The organism is Desulfitobacterium sp. PCE1, from assembly GCF_000384015.1.
Taxonomy (GTDB): domain Bacteria; phylum Bacillota; class Desulfitobacteriia; order Desulfitobacteriales; family Desulfitobacteriaceae; genus Desulfitobacterium; species Desulfitobacterium dehalogenans.
In genome coordinates, this window is record NZ_KB913023.1 from 2199473 (window position 1) to 2219622 (window position 20150).

The 20150-nt window shown below is 44.2% G+C and carries 16 protein-coding genes; 2 read left to right on the forward strand and 14 right to left on the reverse strand.

The genetic code is table 11. The features are described from left to right. Window positions 1–10 precede the first annotated feature (10 nt). The 11 genes from DESPCE1_RS0110910 to DESPCE1_RS0110960 all read right to left on the reverse strand — a co-directional run bounded on the left by DESPCE1_RS0110910 (window position 11) and on the right by DESPCE1_RS0110960 (window position 12657). Window positions 11–835 (reverse strand): AraC family transcriptional regulator, encoded by an 825-nt coding sequence (locus DESPCE1_RS0110910; RefSeq protein ID WP_019850496.1) that lies wholly within the window; start codon window positions 833–835, stop codon window positions 11–13. 165 nt (window positions 836–1000) lie between these two features. Then, the gene (locus DESPCE1_RS0110915) at window positions 1001–2011 is read right to left on the reverse strand and encodes a M42 family metallopeptidase (RefSeq protein WP_019850497.1); all 1011 of its coding nucleotides are present in this window, start codon (window positions 2009–2011) and stop codon (window positions 1001–1003) included. A gap of 36 nt (window positions 2012–2047) precedes the next feature. Next, the gene (locus DESPCE1_RS0110920; RefSeq protein ID WP_014794058.1) at window positions 2048–3067 is read right to left on the reverse strand and encodes a M42 family metallopeptidase; all 1020 of its coding nucleotides are present in this window, start codon (window positions 3065–3067) and stop codon (window positions 2048–2050) included. After that, window positions 3058–4119, reverse strand: coding sequence for a M42 family metallopeptidase (locus tag DESPCE1_RS0110925; RefSeq protein WP_019850498.1), 1062 nt, complete (start codon window positions 4117–4119; stop codon window positions 3058–3060). The genes DESPCE1_RS0110920 and DESPCE1_RS0110925 overlap by 10 nt, the downstream gene beginning before the upstream one ends. Before the next feature lie 35 nt (window positions 4120–4154). Further along, window positions 4155–5552 (reverse strand): dipeptidase PepV, encoded by a 1398-nt coding sequence (pepV, locus tag DESPCE1_RS0110930; RefSeq protein ID WP_019850499.1) that lies wholly within the window; start codon window positions 5550–5552, stop codon window positions 4155–4157. 83 nt (window positions 5553–5635) lie between these two features. Next, window positions 5636–7648 (reverse strand): penicillin-binding protein, encoded by a 2013-nt coding sequence (locus tag DESPCE1_RS0110935; protein WP_019850500.1) that lies wholly within the window; start codon window positions 7646–7648, stop codon window positions 5636–5638. A 199-nt stretch (window positions 7649–7847) separates the two neighbouring features. Continuing rightward, the gene (locus tag DESPCE1_RS0110940; protein ID WP_172637654.1) at window positions 7848–8789 is read right to left on the reverse strand and encodes a rhomboid family intramembrane serine protease; all 942 of its coding nucleotides are present in this window, start codon (window positions 8787–8789) and stop codon (window positions 7848–7850) included. 166 nt (window positions 8790–8955) lie between these two features. Continuing rightward, window positions 8956–9234, reverse strand: coding sequence for a ferredoxin family protein (locus DESPCE1_RS0110945; protein ID WP_014794063.1), 279 nt, complete (start codon window positions 9232–9234; stop codon window positions 8956–8958). Continuing rightward, window positions 9231–10523 (reverse strand): FAD-dependent oxidoreductase, encoded by a 1293-nt coding sequence (locus DESPCE1_RS0110950; RefSeq protein WP_014794064.1) that lies wholly within the window; start codon window positions 10521–10523, stop codon window positions 9231–9233. Before DESPCE1_RS0110950 ends, DESPCE1_RS0110945 begins: the two co-directional genes overlap by 4 nt. Before the next feature lie 11 nt (window positions 10524–10534). Further along, window positions 10535–11824, reverse strand: a complete 1290-nt coding sequence (locus DESPCE1_RS0110955; RefSeq protein WP_014794065.1) for an electron transfer flavoprotein subunit alpha — start codon at window positions 11822–11824, stop codon at window positions 10535–10537. Next, complete coding sequence (locus DESPCE1_RS0110960; RefSeq protein WP_014794066.1) at window positions 11824–12657, reverse strand: electron transfer flavoprotein subunit beta/FixA family protein; 834 nt, start codon at window positions 12655–12657, stop codon at window positions 11824–11826. The genes DESPCE1_RS0110955 and DESPCE1_RS0110960 overlap by 1 nt, the downstream gene beginning before the upstream one ends. A gap of 299 nt (window positions 12658–12956) precedes the next feature. On the opposite strand from DESPCE1_RS0110960, the gene DESPCE1_RS0110965 reads away from it, so the two are divergent. Continuing rightward, window positions 12957–15803 carry a UPF0182 family protein gene (locus tag DESPCE1_RS0110965; RefSeq protein WP_019850501.1) on the forward strand — a complete coding sequence of 949 codons (2847 nt, stop codon included), beginning with the start codon at window positions 12957–12959 and terminating at the stop codon, window positions 15801–15803. 37 nt (window positions 15804–15840) lie between these two features. Here DESPCE1_RS0110965 and DESPCE1_RS0110970 read toward each other — a convergent pair whose 3' ends face one another. From DESPCE1_RS0110970 to DESPCE1_RS0110980, 3 genes are all read right to left on the reverse strand, one after another. Continuing rightward, window positions 15841–17115: a hypothetical protein gene (locus DESPCE1_RS0110970; RefSeq protein WP_019850502.1), complete on the reverse strand. Its 1275-nt coding sequence runs from the start codon at window positions 17113–17115 to the stop codon at window positions 15841–15843. 28 nt (window positions 17116–17143) lie between these two features. Continuing rightward, entirely contained in the window at window positions 17144–18112 is a 969-nt protein-coding gene (locus tag DESPCE1_RS0110975) for a phosphodiester glycosidase family protein (RefSeq protein ID WP_014794069.1), read from the reverse strand. Between the two features lie 364 nt (window positions 18113–18476). Further along, on the reverse strand, window positions 18477–18893 hold the full coding sequence (locus DESPCE1_RS0110980; RefSeq protein WP_014794070.1) for an OsmC family protein: 417 nt from the start codon (window positions 18891–18893) through the stop codon (window positions 18477–18479). Between the two features lie 208 nt (window positions 18894–19101). Between DESPCE1_RS0110980 and gap the strand changes: the two genes are divergently transcribed. Then, the gene (gene gap, locus DESPCE1_RS0110985; protein WP_014794071.1) at window positions 19102–20106 is read left to right on the forward strand and encodes a type I glyceraldehyde-3-phosphate dehydrogenase; all 1005 of its coding nucleotides are present in this window, start codon (window positions 19102–19104) and stop codon (window positions 20104–20106) included. Window positions 20107–20150: the final 44 nt, after the last annotated feature.

A 20150-nucleotide genomic window follows, 5' to 3' on the forward strand; every position in this document is an offset into this window, starting at 1 on the left:
ATTCAAAAAATCAGCTTTGAGAATCCTTAAAAATGCTCATATATTGTTTTGGGGTTAGCCCTATAAACTTTTTGAAAAAGTTAGAAAAATGGCTTTGATCGGTAAACCCAGTCGATAGCGCCACGTTAATTGGCAACATCCCCTTCTCCAGCATTTTCTTTGCTTTATCAATCCGTATCGTTTCCAAATAGCTATAGGGGGAGATGCCTTTTTGCTTTGTGAAGGAACGAAGCAGATAGTATTTACTCAGCCCAGTCAAATTGCATAAGTCAGCCAGGGTGATAGTTTCCATGTAATGCTTTTCCAAGAATTCACAGATAGCCCTTGTTTCCGTGCTTAGTTCTATATTTTCTGCCGGTACTGTCTGCTCTGTATACTCTTCTATTAGCTGCTCTAAAAGGAAGAAGAATAGTTCCTCTTTCCTGAAATCTTTTTCTTCCTCCATAAGCATTTGGTGCAGCTCCCGGAGTATAGAAACCAATTCGCTATGAAAAACGACTTGAGTGGTAAAATAGGGCAAATACTCTTTCCCTGTTATTTCCAAGACCGCCTTACTCATAATTTCCGGCTGGATATTGATACAGCGATAATCCAATGTTTTGCCATCAATTTGTTCGCACGTATGATTGTCGCGGGGATTGAAGATCAGAAGATCACCCGGCTCAATGGTATATTCCTTATTTTTGCAGGATAAAAACCTCTGACCTTTTTCAATAAACCCAATCACATAATACTCATGAAAATGGTTGGGAAACTTCTGCATAATCCCTTGAAAATGATAGGCTTCAACTTTCAATTCAGCGTCATATTTTACGATTCTCATTTCCTGTTTCATAAAACTTATCCTCCTTTCTCAGTTATCTGATATTTAGTGTACCACAGGCGGCAATGGCGTTCTTGTATGATATTGCTCTAAATGAACGCCGAAAACAAAAGCCGGGCTCCCACCAACTCTATGGAGGGAATCCGGCTTTTACGCTCTTTATGATGATGGTTAGGCTTACAATTCAGCAGGTCCTTCCAGGAGAGCCAGAAGCAATTGTGCAGCTCCCTCAATATCCCCTTGATCCACAGTTTCCGAGGGACTATGGATATAGCGGGTGGGAATGGACACGACCCCGGAAGGGATTCCTCCCTTGGTCAGATGGATAGCCCCGGAATCTGTACCGCCATATTCTAGAACCTCCCATTGATAAGGAATATGATTCTGTTCAGCGGTTTGAGCCATCCAGGACTTAATCTTGGGGTGGGTAATCATAGAACGGTCAAATACTTTAATCGCTGCACCATATCCCAGCTTCACATCCATAGGGTGGGACTTGGGGGTGTCCCCCGTTCCGGTAACATCCACAGCAAGGGCTAAATCGGGTTCCAGGGCAAAGGCCGCGGTTTGAGCACCACGAACCCCCACCTCTTCCTGTACTGTAAAGACAAAATACACTTCATGCAGAGTTTGGAGACGTTTCAGCACTTCGATAGCGATAAAGCATCCCACCCTGTCATCCAGAGCTTTTGAGGTAAGGCGCTTTTCTTGTTTGTGGAAGCTTCCCACAAAGACAGCGCTTTCTCCTACCTGAACCTTAGCTTTACTTTCCTCAAAGGATGCGGATCCGATATCGATATAGAGCTTATTCAACTTTAAATCGCTTGGTTTTTCAAGTTTTTCTACCCCGATGGTTCCAATGACTCCATTTTGAAACTCAACCCGGCGGTGAGGTAACCCCTGAATTGAGACACCGCCAATAGGGGCAAAACGCAAAAAACCCTTCTCATCAATATGAGTGATCATCACCCCGATTTCATCGGCATGGGCTGCAATCATAATTTTTTTGCCTGTTCCCCGACGTACTGCAATAAGGTTTCCCAAGGCATCCGTGTTTATTTCATCACAGTAGGGACGAATTTCTTCAGCAATAAGGGATGTCACTCTTCCTTCAACACCCGATGGACCAAAGCATTGGGTTAATCGCTCCAAAAGTGTATAATCCAAAGGTTTGTGATCGTATGGCATGGAATGTCCTCCTTTTAATTCCTTCAGGGACTGGGTTCAATGGAACGAAAACTCGTGAGGAATAGCCTTTAAGATACCGTCCACTAAACCCAGGGCATTCTCAATATCTTTTTCGGCCAAGACAGAAACTGTGGAGTGAATATACCGACAGGGAATGCTGATGGCGATGGTGGGAATACCTTCACGGGTCAAATGAATTCTTCCAGCATCATTTCCCCCGCTATGCCCTCTGCGCAATTGATAAGGAATGCCCATCTTTTCTGCAAGGTCGATCACTTGCCGGAGAAGTTGCGGCCGATATAAAGTGGAGCTATCCATGATGGAGAGTGCGGGACCTTTTCCCGGTTCTGTAACCCACTCCCCTTCTTCTACTTCCATCATATGGGCAGATACAGTTCCTTCAAGAACAATAGCAAAATCCGGCTGGACATGGTAAGCAGCTACTGTTGCCCCCCGGAGCCCTACTTCTTCTTGTACAGTGAAAGCGCCGACGAGATTAATGGAATAATCTCTTCTTAATAGTTCGGCAAGTATGGCGCAGCCTACACGATCATCAAAGGCTTTGCCCTTTAGATATCCTTGGCCCAGGGTTTCTGTCTCCGTAAAAAAATAGGCATAATCCCCTATCTTTACATGTTTTTCTGCTTCTTCTTTAGATTTGGCACCGATGTCAATATACAGTTGCTCGATTTTCAAGGCTTGCTCCCGCTCTTTGGGTTTCTGCAGGTGAATCGCTTTGGCACCGATAACACCCATCAAGGCGTTAATCTTTAGGGGCTTAGAGAGCAATATCCGTGGATCGATACCGCCAACGGGTTGAAACTTAAGGAATCCATCACTGGTGATGGAGGTCACCATTAGAGCTACTTCATCCATATGGGCAGCTATCATCACCTTGGGACCTGAAATCTGGGGATTCTTTTGGACGATGAGGTTGCCCATTTTGTCTATACTCGCAGAATGCACGAAAGGTTCTAATTCCGTGGCAAGGGTACGGCGGATTTCCTTTTCATCTCCCGAGGTACCATTGAGTTCTGATAATGTCTTTAGTAGCATATTCTTCCCTCCAAGTCTTCAGGAAGTCCGGCAATAAAATAGGCCAGCAGTTTTCCGGTAAGGATCACATCCTGCATATCTATAGTTTCTACGGAGGTATGCATATAGCGTAAAGGTATGGACACTAAGCCCGTAGGTACACCGGCTTGAGCCACCTGAATAGCCCAGGCATCCGTGCCGCTGCGACCTGGAACAGGTAATATTTGATAGGGAATACGAGCTTCTTTTGCTGCCTTAAGCAATTCTTCATAGACTAAAGGATGGATATTAGGACCTAAGGCAATAGCTGGCCCTTTCCCTAACTCTCTTTCCACTTGTCCCTTGGTATCCGGTGTGCTGGCATGAGTTGCATCGATAGCAATGGCCAAATCCGGATTTAAGGTATAAGCACCGGTGGTTGCCCCCCTGTACCCAAGTTCTTCCTGAATCGTGCTGACCGCAATGACATCATGAACATGCTGCAGTCTTTGCAATTCTTCCAGGCATATTTTCATGACGACCACTCCTGCTCGGTCATCAAAGGATTTACCGGCTAGGACATGATTCAGCAATTCCAAGGTTTTCCGCCGTAGGGTGATGATATCTCCTACCTGAATGACCTCTTTGATCTGCTCAGAGGGCATTCCCACATCTATTCCCATCTGTTCAATTTTTACTGCTTTTTCTTCATCCGTGGTCATTAAATGAGGTGGAATGGAGCCTATGACCCCAAGAATAGGTTTCCTGCCATGTATGATAACCTCTTGAGAAAGCAGGGTGCGCTGGTCCACTCCCCCCACTGCGGTAAAACGAATGAATCCGCTTGGCTCGATCCCTTTTACCATGAGGCCTATTTCATCCATATGGGCTGCCAGCATAATTTTATATCGTCCCTGAGTCCCCTTTTTATGAGCATAAATATTACCCAAGGAATCCTGGCGGACGTGGTCGGCTAAAGGAGTGAATGATTCCAGAACTAAAGGAGCCAGACTTTGTTCATATCCTGATACACCGGAATTTTCCGAGAGTTGTTTTAAAAAATCCTTCGCGCTGGATAATTGCGCGTTATTCAATAGACTCAGCCTCCTTCCAGCTTCGTGTTGTAAGTTTAAGCTCCTGCCAGATTCAAAATCGCTTGAGCATAGACCTTGCATGCCAGGATTAGACTGTCAATAGCCATATATTCATCCGGACAATGAATGACCTCCGGTTCCCCTGGAAGTAAGGGGCCAAAAGCTACTCCTTGGGGTAATACCTTAGCATAAGTTCCCCCTCCAATCGCAAAGGCATAAGCTTCAAGGCCTGTCACATCGGAATAAGCCTTTAAAAGAGACTTTACCAAAGGGCTATCCTTCGGAACATGGTGGGCCTTCTGATGGCTCAGGGTTAGCATTTGCAGCCCGATCTCCTGCCCACATGCTGTAACCGGCTTGAGGATCTGATCTTCCTTAATGGTTACAGGATATCTTACATCTATAACAAAGCGAATATGTCGGGCGGAAAGATCCATAATACCTAAATTTAAACTTAGTTTTCCTGAGGGTTCATCAGCAAAAGCAACATTAAAGCCTTCCCCAAAATATCCCTTTCCCGGCCTGTTATTTAACCAGTGAATGAGTTCAGCTTCCTCTTGGCTCAGATCCAGGCTTGCGAGGAATTGAAGAGCATGGAGTACGGCATTTTTACCCTTTTGCGGGAGGCTGCCATGAGCCCCCACTCCCTTAAACCTAAGGACCAGTCCATCCTCTCCGGAAGATGTCTCAAGTTTTCCCGTGACTCCCTCCGGGAAAGTGTAATGGGAAAGCTTCTGCGAAAGATCTTCCCGAGTAAACCCATTAAGAACAACCCTGCAGGAATCGGGAACCACGTTGGCCCGTTCCCCTCCCTGGATTTCCCTGAGATGAGGTAATGGATTGAATTGTTTGCTGAATTCCAGGTGGAGGATACCTTTCTCAGCGTGTATCAAAGGAAATTCAGCATCCGGAGCAAACCCTATGACAGGTATATCTTCTTTCTGTTTGTAATAATCCATATCTTCCCAGCCAGATTCTTCATCCGTACCGAGAATCAGGCGTACTTTCTTATTCAGTGGGATTTTGGCATCTTTAATGGCTTTCATGGCGAAGAGAGCTGCCAGAGTAGGTCCTTTATCGTCAATTGCTCCTCGACCATATATTCGACCATTCATAACAGCTCCGCTATAAGGAGGGACAGACCAGCCATCCCCCTCTGGAACCACGTCCAAATGCCCTAGGATGCCCAGAAGTTCCCCGGCACCCATCTCTATCTGACCGGCATATCCATCGATATTTTTGACATCAAATCCTAAACTTTCGCCGAGGCTCAAGGTCCACTCCAAACAATCCCTGATCCCGGGCCCGAAGGGAGCCCCTGGGGAAGCATGGTCCATATCTTTGACACTTTTGAATTGGATGCAGTCCTGGACTGCTTTGATCAGTTCATCTTTAAGACCGTCAATTTGTTGGTTAAGAATTTCAAGGTTCATATAATTTTCCTCCACTTCGTTGGATCATACAACTTATGTCTTGTTATAGGATGCCCCTTTTAACAAAGAAATTATAGTAAGGTTTAGGGTGTGGGTGGCGGTTCTTCTGTTTGTTCTAAAATTTCATCCAAGGTGGAAAATTCAACATTAACCACTGTACCCGCGTTGACTATCTTTCCGGGCTGTGGATTTTGTCCCCCAACAAGACCTGTTCCGGAGAAATGAAAATGAAGCTCTGCTTCTGCCAGTTTCTCCCCTGCCTGCCGCATGGTTAACCCCGTTAAATCAGGGACAATGGTCTCCCCTTTTAAAGGTGTCCGTTCAGGGATGACTTCCCCCGGTGCGGGGCGTTCAAAGCTTATTTCCGGTATCTCACTCACAGCACTTTGAGTTTCACTGGACACAGGAATACCATAATATTGGAGTGTCCCTTCGATAATCGTTTTGGCAACAGGTCCTGCTAAGGTTCCCCCCTGATGACTCTCTCCCTGAGGGGTATCGATGAGGATCAGAATAGCAATCTTAGGGTTATCTGTAGGGGCATAGGCTGCGAAAGAAGCGATAAAATCCGTTTTGGAATATCCTCCGGTTTCCGGATCCACTTTTTGGGCGGTTCCTGTCTTGCCGGCTACCCGAATGCCGGGGATTTTTGCTCTTCCGCCGGTACCCTCATCGACCACCGCTTCAAGAACGGCTGTCATCTGTTCTGCCGTTGATTTAGAGATAACTTGGCGAATGGGTTGCGGATTATTCTGTTGAATGGTTCCGTCTGGAAAAGTAATTTTATCAACGATATAGGGTTTGTAGAGAGTTCCACCATTGGCAATACTGGATATTGCTGTTAACAGCTGAACGGGAGTAACCAGGTTAGCCTGCCCGAAGGACATGGTGGCCATATCAATATCCCGAGCCTCATTCTGAGGGACGAGGAGCCCGCTTTCTTCCCCGGTGATATCAATCCCCGTCCGGCTTCCGAAGCCAAAAGCTTTTAGGTAAGTATAAAAGGTTTCTTTACCTAAATTCATCCCTACTTTAGCCAGAACCACATTGGAAGAGAGCATCATTCCTTTGGTAAATGTCACTTCTCCATGAGGTCGGAAATCGGAGTCCCAGTTGGTTATGTAACGCGGACCAATTTGTATGTAGCCCGGGTCTTCAAAGAGATCATCCGGCTTCAAAGTTCCCTCTTCCAATGCTGCAGCACCCGTGATGATTTTAAAGGTGGAACCGGGTTCATAAGACATACTGATGGTCAAATTGCGGCGTTCTTCGGGCTGAGTGGATGAATAGTCATTGGGATTGTAGGAAGGTCGTGATCCCATTCCCAAAATCCTCCCCGTCATGGGATCCATAGCTAAAATGGCTATATGTTTTCCTTGGGTCGTCTCCAAAAGCTGATCTAATTGCTGCTCAATAAGATGCTGTATCGTTGATTCCAAGGTAAGCTGCAGATCTGCCCCTTTCATAGCAGGCTCATTAAGCTGAGAAGGATTAAGGAGAGATTGCTGTGAGGAATAGCCTGGGGTACCATAGAGTTCCTTATCATAAAAGGATTCCAACCCTTCGGCCCCTTTCCCATCTAAGGTCACAATCCCTAACACGGATGCAGCTAACCTATCCATTGGATAGACACGTTTCTGTTGGTCGCTAAACCCGATACCCGGCAGCTTGAGTGCCTTGATTTCCTCAGTTTTTTCCAGACTCACATGGTTGGCAATATTTACCCAAGCCAGGTCTTTATTTAGTTTTTCCAGGATAGCATCTTTGTCTATACCTAATACTTCACTAAGTTTCACGGCTATATCTTCTTTAGTCCAATTGGTTTGCTCTTTCTCAATGAGATCATTGATAGCCCGTGGATCCCCATAGACCTCTTTGACAGGTATACTTTGGGCTAAGACATTGCCTTGAGCATCTAAGATTTTTCCCCTTTCAGGCTGCAGACTTTCACTACTGGTTCTTCTTTCGATCCCTTTGGCCTTGAGCTCAGAGGCATCGATAACCTGTAGCATAAATAACCGACCGACGATGATAGCCGCCGATAGAATTAAGAATATATAAAGAATTTTTTCTCGAGAAAAGTAGTTGCGTTTCATAAACCTTCCCCACCGTTTATAACCTATTTTCATGCAAACACTATTATATCATTCTTTACCAATAGTATGAGATTATTTATTAAAGAAAGCCCATGTTTTCTTAACTATCGATGGTCTTGTAAGTACCACCTTGCTAAGAAACCATGAGCTCTGTACTTATTTTGTCCTTTATCGATAATTGCATACCGTCAATTCAGTGTTATTTCATGGAAAATATCCAAGTTAAAAGCATACCGCTTACTAGGCCTCCCATATGGGCATAAACATCGATTCCTGTTTGAAAAAAGCCAAGGCTTAAATTAATCAAAATAACGACTGCCAGACTTTTCCCAAAACCCGATTTCCAAAGAAAGGGCTTACGGCGGGAATAAACCACTAAAGCACCTAAGATACCAAAAATCGCCCCTGAAGCCCCGGCGGAAATAGCATCTGTAAAAAGAAAACTGGCAACCGAACCCAGGATTCCGCTGAGAATATAAACCGTGATATAACGAATTCGTCCCAGCAATTCTTCGGCAATAGGTCCTAAAGCCCATAGTGCATAAAGATTAAAAGCTAGATGAAGAAAACCAATATGCAGGAACATGCTTGTAAATAACCGCCAATATTCACCCTGAATAATGAGTGCATTGACTTTAGCGCCAAATAAAATCAGAACTCCGGTTCGAGTGGAGCCCCCAGCTAAGGTCATCAAGGCGAAGACAATAAGGTTTATGGCGATGAGAGTGTAGGTTAAATACGGACGTCGTTGAGCTTCCTTAGACCTTATGACTTCTGAAGAATCCCCCACGGAGGAGCCTTGAGAATCGGATTCAAGATAGGATAATACCCTATTTAAATGCTCTCTTTTGGCCGTTGCCGGGGAAGCAAAAATGGACCCTGTCTGTAGATCAATAAACCAGGCTTGAATTCCTTTTAAAGAAGGTTGGGTTAGATCCTGGGAAGACAAGCCTTCCGGACATAAGATAATCGCTTCCCAATGCTTTGTGGAAGGATATGCCGAGAATGAAGCCTGAGGTCCTTCCAAGGGAGAACCTTTCTTAAAAAAAGCAAAAAGCAGTCCATTCTCCTCTTTACGGGCAATAATCCACTGATCCGAATCCTTCTCAATGGACCAAAGATCCTCATGAAGCCCGCGAATAATGCGCTCGAGGATAACAAGCCCTCCTTTACAAAAATTTAACTATGTTTTCCGATAATCTTATTCTATAGGGATGACCGGGGGTTTGTCAAAACAGTAAAGAGGCAGCGGAAATTCCACTACCCCTTTACTGTCTTAACAAAAATAGATTATTACGAATCAAAAATCAACCGTTCTTCCAGGAGACTCCGAAACCGCCCCGTGGATAATCCCATTGAATATTGCCATGAGGGCAAGCTACACGGCAGGTACCGCATTCCAGACAGCCTTCATACCCAACGGCAATACGGTTCTCTTCTTCATCCCAGTCGTAGACATGGGCAGGGCAAATAAAAGTACATACCCTGTCTTTGCACTTTAAACAAAGATCTCCGTTGATGATTTTAATGTGATTTAATTTGTCTGTGTTAAAGCGCACCAAATACAATTTATCATCTAATTTCATTTCAGTGCCCTCCAAGCATTAAACATATCTTTGACAAGCCCAGTCTTGGTCCGCTTCTTAAACATCATATCCATTATATTGCTGAACACTTGTGCCTTCGGTGTGCCATCTGCAGTGAAGTACATCCGCGCTGCTTGGTTAAGGATTTCAGGATATTGGCCCAGCAAATGAGGATTGGACTCTATGAAAGGCATGAGCTTTCTAAACTTATAAAGGTCTTTGATAACAAAAGAGTCACGGAGACGGGTCTCATAGACACTCATACCATGCGCACTGATATCTCCGGATTGAATGGCTTCAGCAGCTACTTTTCCGGCAATTTTACCAGAAACCATAGCTAAGTTGGAGCCTTCACGATTCAAACCGTTAACGAACATGGCTGTATCACCAACTACCATAACCCCTTGGCGATAAAGCTTCGGTATAGCATTGTAACCGCCTTCCGGGATCAGGTGAGCCAAGTATTCCTTGGTTTCCCCACCTTGCAGCAATCTTTTTACATAAGGTTTAGCTTTTAAGTTTTCCAAGAGATCATTAGGTGACCATCCCTTTTCAGACATAGAGTGAACCATGGCCCCAACCCCAATGGAGAGGGAGTTTTTGTTGGTATAGATGAAGGATGTTCCCATCATTCCATCCGTAGAATCACCGAAAAGTTCGATGGTTGCCCCTTCATGAGACTCCAGGCAGAAGCGATCTTCGATTTTCTCAGGGGGAAGTTCAATAATTTCTTTAACTACAACGGCCATATTCTCAGGGCGCAGAGGCTTGGCAAGCCCAGCCTTGCAAGCTAAGAAATTATTAGCCCCTTCCGCTAAGATGACAACTTTAGCTCCCAGGTCTCCTTCAGCACGACCTGTGCGAACACCGACCACATCATCGCCGTGATAGAGGAGATCCTCAACCAGAGTCTCAGTGATGATCATAGCCCCAGCCTTAACAGCTTGATCGGCCAGCCAGCGGTCAAATTTTACCCTTAATACTGTGTGAGCATTATAAGGTGTTTGTCCCCAGGCCGGATCGCGATAACCGGCGGTGAGTATTTCATCTTTGCTTAAGAAAGCGTAGCGTTGCTCGATAACCGGTCTTTCCAACGGAGCTTCCTTCCAAAAGTCAGGTACCACTTCATTGGTAGCCTGAGTATAGAGTACCCCACCCATAACATTTTTAGTACCGGGATAGTCTCCCCGTTCAATAACAGCAGTCTTCATTCCGGCTTGTGCGGCACTAATGGCAGCAGATAGGCCGGCAGGACCGCCTCCAACGACGATTACATCAAACTTTTCCATGTTGGCCCTCCTTATTTCGCCAAGCCGTGCTGTAGGCGTTTCTTAAACTCAGCTGTTAAAGCTGGTACGACCTCATTAAGATCTCCCACGATTCCGTAGGTTGCAACACGGAATATTGCAGCATCGGGATCGTTATTGATAGCAATAATGCTGTCGGATGTTTCCATTCCCACTAAGTGCTGGATAGCTCCAGAGATACCGATGGCAATATAGAGCTTTGGTCGAACCGTTACACCTGTTTGACCAACTTGCCGGTCATGGGTAATCCAACCTGCTTCCACTGCACCACGGGTTCCCGCAAGGGTTGCACCGAGTACTTCAGCTAATTCCTCTGCTAGAACCATGTTTTTCTTAGAGGCAAGCCCTAAGCCGACAGCCACGAGGATCTCAGCTTTGTCTAAGAAGATGCTTTTCGCATCGCCTTTAATAAAGTCAACAATTTTTGTTAAGATTTCATCTTCTGCCATTCCAAGCTCTTCACGAACCACTTCACCTGTCCGGCCCTCAACTCGTTCAGGCATGGCCATAACCCTGGGACGGACCGTGGCCATTTGTGGACGGCGGGTTTTACAGAGAATGGTCGCCATGATATTGCCGCCGAAAGCAGGACGGGTCTGCAGCAAAAGCTTGGAATTAGGATCAATACTCAACACGGTGCAATCGGCTGTTAAGCCTGTTTGCATCTTTGTCGCAACAACAGGGAATACGTCACGTCCCATGGCTGTAGCACCCATGAGGATAATCTCAGGCTGGTACCTGCGAACGAGATCGGTGATCGCTTCGGCATAAGGCTGTGTCCGATAATCCTTGAGAACAGGATCATCCACCACATAGACTTTTTCTGCTCCGTGGGCAAAAGCTTCCGGAATAACGGCTTCCACATCATGACCTACAAGGACACCGGCTAATTCACAACCAATATCATTAGCCAGCTTACGTCCTTCACCCAGAAGTTCCCAGGAAACAGGAGCCACTTCGCCGCGGTTATATTCTATGACGACCCATACCCCACTCCAAACATCTCCACCAGGGACAGGTGCTGCTTTCTTCTCTACCTTTGCTGCAGGTGCACTTCCTTGAGATGGCTCAGGGGAGGTTTCTTTTGTTTCCTCAGCACTTTTTCCGGCTCCTTCAGGTAAAGAGAGAATATTGCTGGGACAAGAACTTACGCAGTCCCCACATTCGGTACATTTTCCGGCATCGACGACTACGCCGCTACCCCCTAATTCCAAGGCTTCGACGGGGCATTCCCCGACACAAATTCCACAACTAATACAGCCAGGACCTATGATAACTGCCATTACCGATTGCCTCCCTTCGCAGCGGGATTAACCATGATAATATTATGCTGGAACATTTTCTCCACCACTTGGGCGGCTACGCCTTGTGGATCTTTCGTGCCATCAAAGGTTTCTCCACCTGAACGGGCAGGCGGGGCAAAAATCTTATTCACACTGGTGGGCGACCCCTTAAGTCCCATTTGAGTCACATCGAACTCAAAGGACTTGGAGTCGATGACTTCAGGTTCATAGGAAGCAGCCTTCATCATATTGGGTAAGGAAGCATAACGCAAATCATTAAGCTCCTTTTCAACGGTCAGAAGTGCCGGTAATTTAGCTTGTACCACTTCTTTACCTGTTTCAAGCTTACGCTGAACGGTTATGGTATCCTTATTAATATCAGTAACTTTAATAACATAAGTCAATTGCGGAAAGCCTAAGCGGCAAGCAATTCCGGGACCTGTCTGAGCAGTATCCCCATCGATAGCTTCCTTGCCGGCCAATACTAAATCTACAGGTTCTGTTTCATGAATCTTTAAAATGGCTTGGGTTATAATGTAAGCTGTTGCCAAAGAATCTGAGCCACCGAATGCCCGATCGCTTAAAAGAATAGCGCGATCCGCCCCAAAGGACATAGCCTTCCGGAGTGCTTCTTTTGCTTGTGGAGGACCCATTGTGACGATAGTAACTTTCCCGCCCATTTTCTCCTTAAGACGGATTGCCTCTTCAAGGGCATGGGCATCATATGGATTAATAATCGATGGTACCCCTTCACGCATTAGCGTGTTCGTTTTGGGGTCAATCCGAACTTCAGACGAGTCCGGAACTTGTTTTAGACAAACTACGAAATGCAAAAAACTCCCTCCTCTAACCCTTTTTGCTTATAAAAGATACATAATCTCACATGTACAGCATAGTACAACAAGAGAAAAAAGACAAGTCATTTAATTTACAGAATATAATAAAAATTTACTTAATTGTTACAACAAAAAATATTGGCAATAAAAAACAAAGATAATTATATCACAATTTAACTCAAAACCCTAACTATTTTTAGCAATTTTTGAATATAAGAAGATAGGAGTGCAGGGTTTTTCTAGGATTGGGCAGAATACCTATAGGCAACAACTTCACGAGTAAAGGGGGTATGGGATTGAGACGAACAGCACGTTTCTTATTGGTCCTTCTAGGGATAGGATTATCGCTTCTAATTACACTCAGCGGACTTTTCGAAGATTATTTATGGTATTCCGACCTGGGATACAGCCAGCTTTTTTGGACTCCATTAATAAGTAAAGGACTCATTCAAATTGTCAACGGGACCATTCTCTTCACCTTTATCGCAGGTACCCTATTTTCTATACGTCACGCCATCTTAACTTTCGTCAATGAACGACTAAGGAAACGTTTACGCTTAGTTCATGAAATGGACCGTCCACTTTATCACTTAAGCCAGCGTAAAATGACAATTTGGCTCATTATCGTTTCAGTCCTGATCAGTTTTGGGGTCAGCTTCGTTACAGGCTTTACCGGTTGGCTTGAAGTTCTGACCTTTCTAAACTCCACTCCCTTTGGGCAAGGGGATCCCATCTTTTTTAAAGACTTAGGCTTCTATGTTTTTCAATTACCTTTTTTCTATACCATTTATAATGCTTTTTTCGGACCGCTTTTCTTACTCACATTTTTTACGGTATTATTCTATAGTTTTACCGGTGTTATCCATTTTCAATCCTTTCTTATTTGGAGGAAAGAAGCTGTCGAGATTAATCCTGCTGCCCGGCGCCATCTTGCCATACTTATTACGGTACTTTTTCTCTTCAAAGGATTTGGCTGTTATTTTGATACCTTCCGATTGCTTTATTCTCAACACGGATTAGTCTTAGGTTCAGGATACGCAGACATTCATGCTGCCTTGCCGGCCTTAAAAGCATTGATGATTCTATGTGCTTTGGGCTTTATCGGGGGAGGCCTATCCTTCTTTAAGAACGAGGTGCGTTTGCTAACACTCCCTATTTTGACCATCTTTATCAGCATACCTCTTCTTTCCGGTCTTTGGCCAATGGTTCTTCAATCCATGGTAGTGATCCCCAATGAATTGGAAAAAGAAATACCATACATTCAAAATGAAATCGCTTTAACCCGTTTTGCCTATGGCCTTGATCAAATTATGGAAGAAAACTATCAGGCCAACCAGCCTTTGACTTCTGAGACTATCCAAAAAGAGCTGCCGACCTTGAATAATGTCCGCCTCAATGACCCTCACCCTATGCTCCAAACCTATACCCAAAAACAGGGTATACGTCCATATTATAAATTCCATGATATTGATATTGACCGCTATAGGGTCAATGGGGAGTATCGGCAAGTTATGCTTGCCCCCCGTGAGTTCTCCTATCAGGATTTAGAAAGGACCGCTCAAACCTTTGTTAATTTACGGTTCAAATACACTCATGGTTTTGGAGTGGTTGCTTCTTTTGCCAATGCCGTCACACCTGAAGGACTCCCCGCCTTTGCCATTAAAGATGTGCCACCGGCTACCGATTATCAAGAGTTTCAACTAAGCCAGCCTCGCATTTATTTCGGAGAATTAACCCATGACTGGGTTGTTGTCAATACGGATTTAAAGGAATTTGATTATCCGGCAGGTGGCTCCAATGCGGAAACACGCTATGGGGGCAAATCGGGCATTCAACTGACTCCCTTCAACCGGCTTATGCTTTCTATAAAGCATGGAACTTTGCGCTTTTATTTAGCTAACGAAATCAATTCCCAAAGCCGTATCCTCTTGCATCGCAATATCATGGATCGTGTAGAGAAGCTTGTGCCCTTCCTCCAATACGATGATGATCCCTATTTAGTTGTTGATGAAGGACGGCTCAAATGGATTATAGATGCCTATACTGTGTCTGACACTTTTCCTTATTCCAGTATGACCCCCGAACGGGAAATCAATTATATTCGTAACTCTGTGAAAGTCGTAGTGGATGCTTATGATGGAACAGTTGAATTCTTTGCAGTGGATGCCAAGGATCCCATCTTGCAGACCTATCGCAAAATATTTCCTGGAGTCTTTAAAGATTTATCCGCAATGTCTGACACTCTCAAGTCACATCTTCGCTATCCCGAGACCCTGTTTACGATTCAGAGCACTATGCTCAAGAATTTTCATATGACAGATCCTACTGTATTTTATAATAAGGAAGACGCTTGGGATATTGCCAAGGAACTCTTTGCTTCTGAGCCTCAGAACATTGCCCCTTATTACAGTGTTATGCAACTCCCCGGCAGTGATCATCCTGAGTTGATTTTGATGATTCCCTTCACTCCTTCATCCAGTTCAAGCAATATTAGAAATAATATGGTGGCTTGGTTGGCTGCCCGTATGGATGGTGAATATTACGGGGAGTTAAGACTCTATAAAATTCCCAAAAACAGTGAAGTGGATGGTCCTCTCCAAGTTGAATTACGGATCGACCAGGATCCCGAAATCTCAAAGCAGCTGGCCTTATGGGGTCAAAGAGGCTCCAGTGTCATTCGCGGCAATTTATTAGTACTTCCGATAGCCAATAGTTTTCTATATGTTGAGCCGATTTATTTACAATCCGAAAAAGGAGGCAGCACTCCTGAAATGAAACGGGTCGTCGTGGCCTATGGGGATAAAATTGTTATGAGTGAGACCTTCGAAGAGGCTCTTGCTCAACTTTTTGGGGTTAGACTGAAGCTCTCTCCTCCTCCTCAAGCTAATGTATCTGCTTTCGCGCCTGCGTCCTTAGACTCCGAAGAGGATCAGGAACCGACGATCGACGCAGAAGATGAGACCCAAGCCCTCTTGAAGCAAATCGAACAGATACGGGAGATGCTCAATCAGTTGGAGCTGCAATTTAAAAAAATAACCGGAGACTCTAGTGGTTTAGGGGACAATAAGGATTCAGATTCTGATTATGATAAATCTGATTCTGAGGACTCCGCGGACTTAGAAAATCAAAAAACAAAACCATGATTCAAAAGGCGGAAGATATTACTCTTCCGCCTTTGACTTATTCCAGAGGATGTAGTTTTACTTTGGTGGACATACCTTCTCGTGTGACTTGAATGACTTCAACCCCATCAGAAGAGATATAATTTTCTTCTCCACTGAGTTTTACTTCTTTGTCCTTACCTTCACTGATAATATAGGCCGTCAAATCATCATAGACAATAATTTCACGATTAGCCCCGATGATAACACCTTTGGGATCATCGTAAGGTATGGAGCCTTCCCAAATCGTTTTGAATTTCAGGCTTTTTTCTTCGGAATTCTCTTCTCCACTGCGGATACTCACTAATTTGTTATCTTTAACATGCCCCAGGTAAAGAGTGCCTCCCCTATTTCCTAAAATCACATCATCAGAGTCCTCAGATACCACTTCCCTGTTCCAACCTTGCAAAGCAATGATTCTCTCTGATTTTCCGGAAATGCTTTTTGCATACAGGGTTCCAAACTTATCCGAAGCTGCCATCTGGGTAATGACTTCCCCCGCTTGGTTCAATGTGCGGACATTTTTCATAATATCTATTTCCATAAGCTGAAACTTCCCGTCATTTTCAATAGCAAGATAGAGCAAATTGGTAAAGGTGGATACCACCATCTGCTTGATATCCCCGACCGCAGGGAAGCTATCAATACTGCGGTTATACCGATCATCCGGTGCCGTCCCCTCTTCATCACTGGGAGGCAGCTCTAAAGTATAGACTTCGGTAATTTGTGGATTGTTGTAGCGGATTTCCGTACGAGTCTTTGGGGTCTTCTTTACTGGCTCTTGCTGAGTCTGGGATCCGGTACCCGGTGCCTGATTGGGATCCTCCACAGCATCGGGCTCAGTTGTCGCCGGAGGTGTAACATTATTTTCCGCCGGCTCTTCTATAGGAACCTGCACGGTGGTCGTAGGATTAGGGTTCTTGCGGGCATAGAAATAGACAAGAGTGTCCCGATCCGGGAGCCATTGATAATAGATTGCTCCCATATCATATTTGCTATCCCCCTGGGGAGATTTCTCAAAAACGACTTTTTCTTGTTTCAGATTGTAAACCTTGAGCATGCCGTTCTCTTGATAAGCTAAATAATCTTTCCCAAAAGAGAGTTGCAGGTTCTCCAGATTGGTACCCGGTATCTCAGCTTCCAAGCTCTCAACTACAATAGGTTGAGCTATAACCGGTGCCATGACGCCTTCGATTTTATGATTGAGGAAATAGTAAAAAGCAAATTGAAGCATTAATGAAACCATAACCCAACTGGTCATTGTTCTGATAAGAGTACGAGTCTTTCTTTTCAAGAATACACCCCCTTCATTCTTCCCCAAATTAAGGCATAACTACAAACCCGGTGGGGATATATCGTTCGCCAAAAATATTCCAGAGCTTATTTATGATCTTGCCATTATAAACCATCTCGGAAGAGGATCCGCCATCCAGATTAACCGCTTCTACAGCATCATACTCTAAAAAGACATTCATCATATCTCTTAAAGTTGCTCCAATACTCCAGGTAGGCTGACGTCCATCGATCACTACAAAAATAATGGTCCCATCCGCACGTTGACCTATTCCGGTACGGGGAGCAATACCCCAACCGCCATCCCCGGAGACGGCAGGCTTACCCTTCTTAACCAAGGGAGGATAAAAACTGACACCTTCCCGAATATTCTTTTCTTTAACTTGATCAACATTCATAGGTTCAATAATCAATTTACCCTCTGCATCAAGACCAATAAAATCAACCACTTTATTCCCTACATTATTGTGAACGATTTCCCCGTTCTGTACTGTAATACCATCAGGAAATGCTCCATTGCCTTCACCATTAGGATCATAGAAGCCTCCGGCGTTGATACCGGCAATAGCACTTGAGTGTTTCACCATATCCGAGAGTCTCTCCCCGGCTACTCCAATTTCCTGGGTAACAGCTAATTTTACACGCTTGGGATCGCTTATGAGCATAACTTTTCCCTTGAAATTCTGACCTTGTATATCTTCAATAACGATACCGGACGAAGTATCTTCAACATTGGTTTGTCTGTCAATATTTCCCCCTACTTGTGTACCATAACCATCATAAGTGTGCATAATTTCACTGATCCTTTCCTCGGAAAGAAAGAAGCGAACCACCTGGGGGTGACGTGATGTTTCTACTGCACCTACTGCCATAACTTTTAATGCTTCAAATGGTCCCCAAAATAGCACAAAGGGAACGAGACAACCGGCAAAGATTATATTAAAAACCAAGAAAGTAACAATCATTTTCCAACGAACTCTGCGCTTTTTCTTCATCATGTGCCTTGATCACTCCTCTATCGTGTTCTTTTTCATTATAATTTTCATAAAAAATTAAAGCTTAAGATACTGTTGCTCTTGCAAATAGCCCAGAGAAGACCTGTAAGCGTAGCTTTACTCACAAGAATCAGAATAGCACTTTTATTTTTTCTCCACCCTAGTAACAAGGACAAGTCGTTGGTTGCCCTTGTGCACCATGAAATTATATCATGAAATTACATTTTGAACAGCTAAAAACAAGCCGCATTTAAAATGCGGCTTAGTATAAATGCTTATCCTAATGTTAATCTAAACACGACCAGTATAACAAATGCCAACTATGGGTTCAACTCTCTCAATATTAATTATTTATTAACGATGCCATTTAATTTGGATAAGTTTCCAATTTGTATGTAAGATTGGCAACCTTATCTATCATATTGGCCACACTGCAATATTTCTCCATGGATAATTGAATAGCCCGGAGAAGTTTTTCTTTAGGAAGATTGCTTCCCCAGAACTTAAAGGTTAGTTCAATATCGGTAAAAATACGAGGGTGTTCTGCTGCTCTCTCCCCCATTACTGAGATTTCAAATCGTTCATAGGTAATCTGCATTTTTTCTAAGATCATGACACTATCCATTCCACTGCAGCCTGCCACAGCCATGAGCACAAGCTCCATAGGACTGGAGCCATATCCTGATCCCCCTGTGGTAACGCTGCTGTCAATTTGTGTTCTCAGCTTAGATTGACCTTCTCCTTCAAAGTGCATTCCTTTAATATGCGTCACAGTGACTTGCATTGAACGGCCTCCTTTTTAGTCGTATTAAAAAGCATAAAACTTTATCGTTTTAAAATCATGGGCAACTAAGCTTCGACTGGGCTAGGGCTGACAAATGGAGCCATACAAGTATGTCACATTTACGTCTTAAAAGTAATTGTGTCATACTGAAAAAGATGTTAAACTATCAAATGGATGTAACGAATTTAGATTAAAGGAGTGCGGTAAGTTGACAATTCGAATTGGGATTAATGGATTTGGTCGAATTGGGCGGAACGTTTTTCGGGCTGCTTACGGAAGAGAAAACATTGAAATCGTTGCCGTCAATAATCGATCAACAGGTGAGATTTTACCTCATCTCTTAAAATACGATTCCGTACATGGTATTTTCCCTGCCCATGTCCAGCACACTGAGGATGGTTTCACTGTAGATGGACAATTGATTAAGGTAGTTTCCCACACAGATCCCGGAGATATTCCTTGGGGTGAATTAGGCGTGGATGTTGTTATTGAGTCCAGCGGAAAGTTCAATAATGGGCCGGCTTGTCAAAAGCACCTCAAAAATGGCGCGCGCAAAGTCGTTATTTCTGCTCCTGCCAAGGAGGAAGATGTTACCCTTGTCATGGGCGTAAATGAAGAACTATATGATCCCCAAAAACACCATATCATATCCAATGCATCCTGCACGACCAATTGTCTGGCTCCTGTAGCCAAGGTGATTCACGAGAATTTCGGAATCAAGCGGGGGTTAATGACCACTGTTCATTCTTACACCAACGACCAGCAAATTTTGGATCAATCCCATAAGGATTTACGCCGAGCCCGGGCAGCAGGACTTTCCATCATTCCTACCACTACAGGAGCGGCAAAGGCTGTAGCACTTGTTTTACCTGAACTTAACGGAAAGCTCAACGGTTTTGCTATGCGTGTCCCCACCCCCAATGTATCTGTTATTGATTTAGTGGCAGAAATTGAAAAAAGCACAACGATTGAAGAACTCAACGGAGTCTTACGCAACTCCAGCGAAAATAAGCTGAAGGGAATTCTAGATTACACCGAGCTTCCCCTAGTTTCAAGTGATTTTAATGGTAACTCCGCCTCATCCATCGTTGATGGCCTATCCACTATGGTTATGGAGGACAACCTTATTAAAGTAATCTCTTGGTATGATAATGAATGGGGTTATTCCTGCCGTGTAGCCGACCTTGTCGAATATGTCAGTCGTGAATTATAATCTCATCTGATAATGCGCAAAAAGAGCCAATTGGCTCTTTTTGT

What these genes read in the sequence shown, in the direction of transcription:
- DESPCE1_RS0110910 (WP_019850496.1), bottom strand. Translation starts at nt 835, where the DNA reads ATGAAACAGGAAATGAGAATCGTAAAATATGACGCTGAATTGAAAGTT.
- DESPCE1_RS0110915 (WP_019850497.1), bottom strand. Translation starts at nt 2,011, where the DNA reads ATGCCATACGATCACAAACCTTTGGATTATACACTTTTGGAGCGATTA.
- DESPCE1_RS0110920 (WP_014794058.1), bottom strand. Translation starts at nt 3,067, where the DNA reads ATGCTACTAAAGACATTATCAGAACTCAATGGTACCTCGGGAGATGAA.
- pepV (WP_019850499.1), bottom strand. Translation starts at nt 5,552, where the DNA reads ATGAACCTTGAAATTCTTAACCAACAAATTGACGGTCTTAAAGATGAA.
- DESPCE1_RS0110935 (WP_019850500.1), bottom strand. Translation starts at nt 7,648, where the DNA reads ATGAAACGCAACTACTTTTCTCGAGAAAAAATTCTTTATATATTCTTA.
- DESPCE1_RS0110945 (WP_014794063.1), bottom strand. Translation starts at nt 9,234, where the DNA reads ATGAAATTAGATGATAAATTGTATTTGGTGCGCTTTAACACAGACAAA.
- DESPCE1_RS0110950 (WP_014794064.1), bottom strand. Translation starts at nt 10,523, where the DNA reads ATGGAAAAGTTTGATGTAATCGTCGTTGGAGGCGGTCCTGCCGGCCTA.
- DESPCE1_RS0110955 (WP_014794065.1), bottom strand. Translation starts at nt 11,824, where the DNA reads ATGGCAGTTATCATAGGTCCTGGCTGTATTAGTTGTGGAATTTGTGTC.
- DESPCE1_RS0110975 (WP_014794069.1), bottom strand. Translation starts at nt 18,112, where the DNA reads ATGATGAAGAAAAAGCGCAGAGTTCGTTGGAAAATGATTGTTACTTTC.
- DESPCE1_RS0110980 (WP_014794070.1), bottom strand. Translation starts at nt 18,893, where the DNA reads ATGCAAGTCACTGTGACGCATATTAAAGGAATGCACTTTGAAGGAGAA.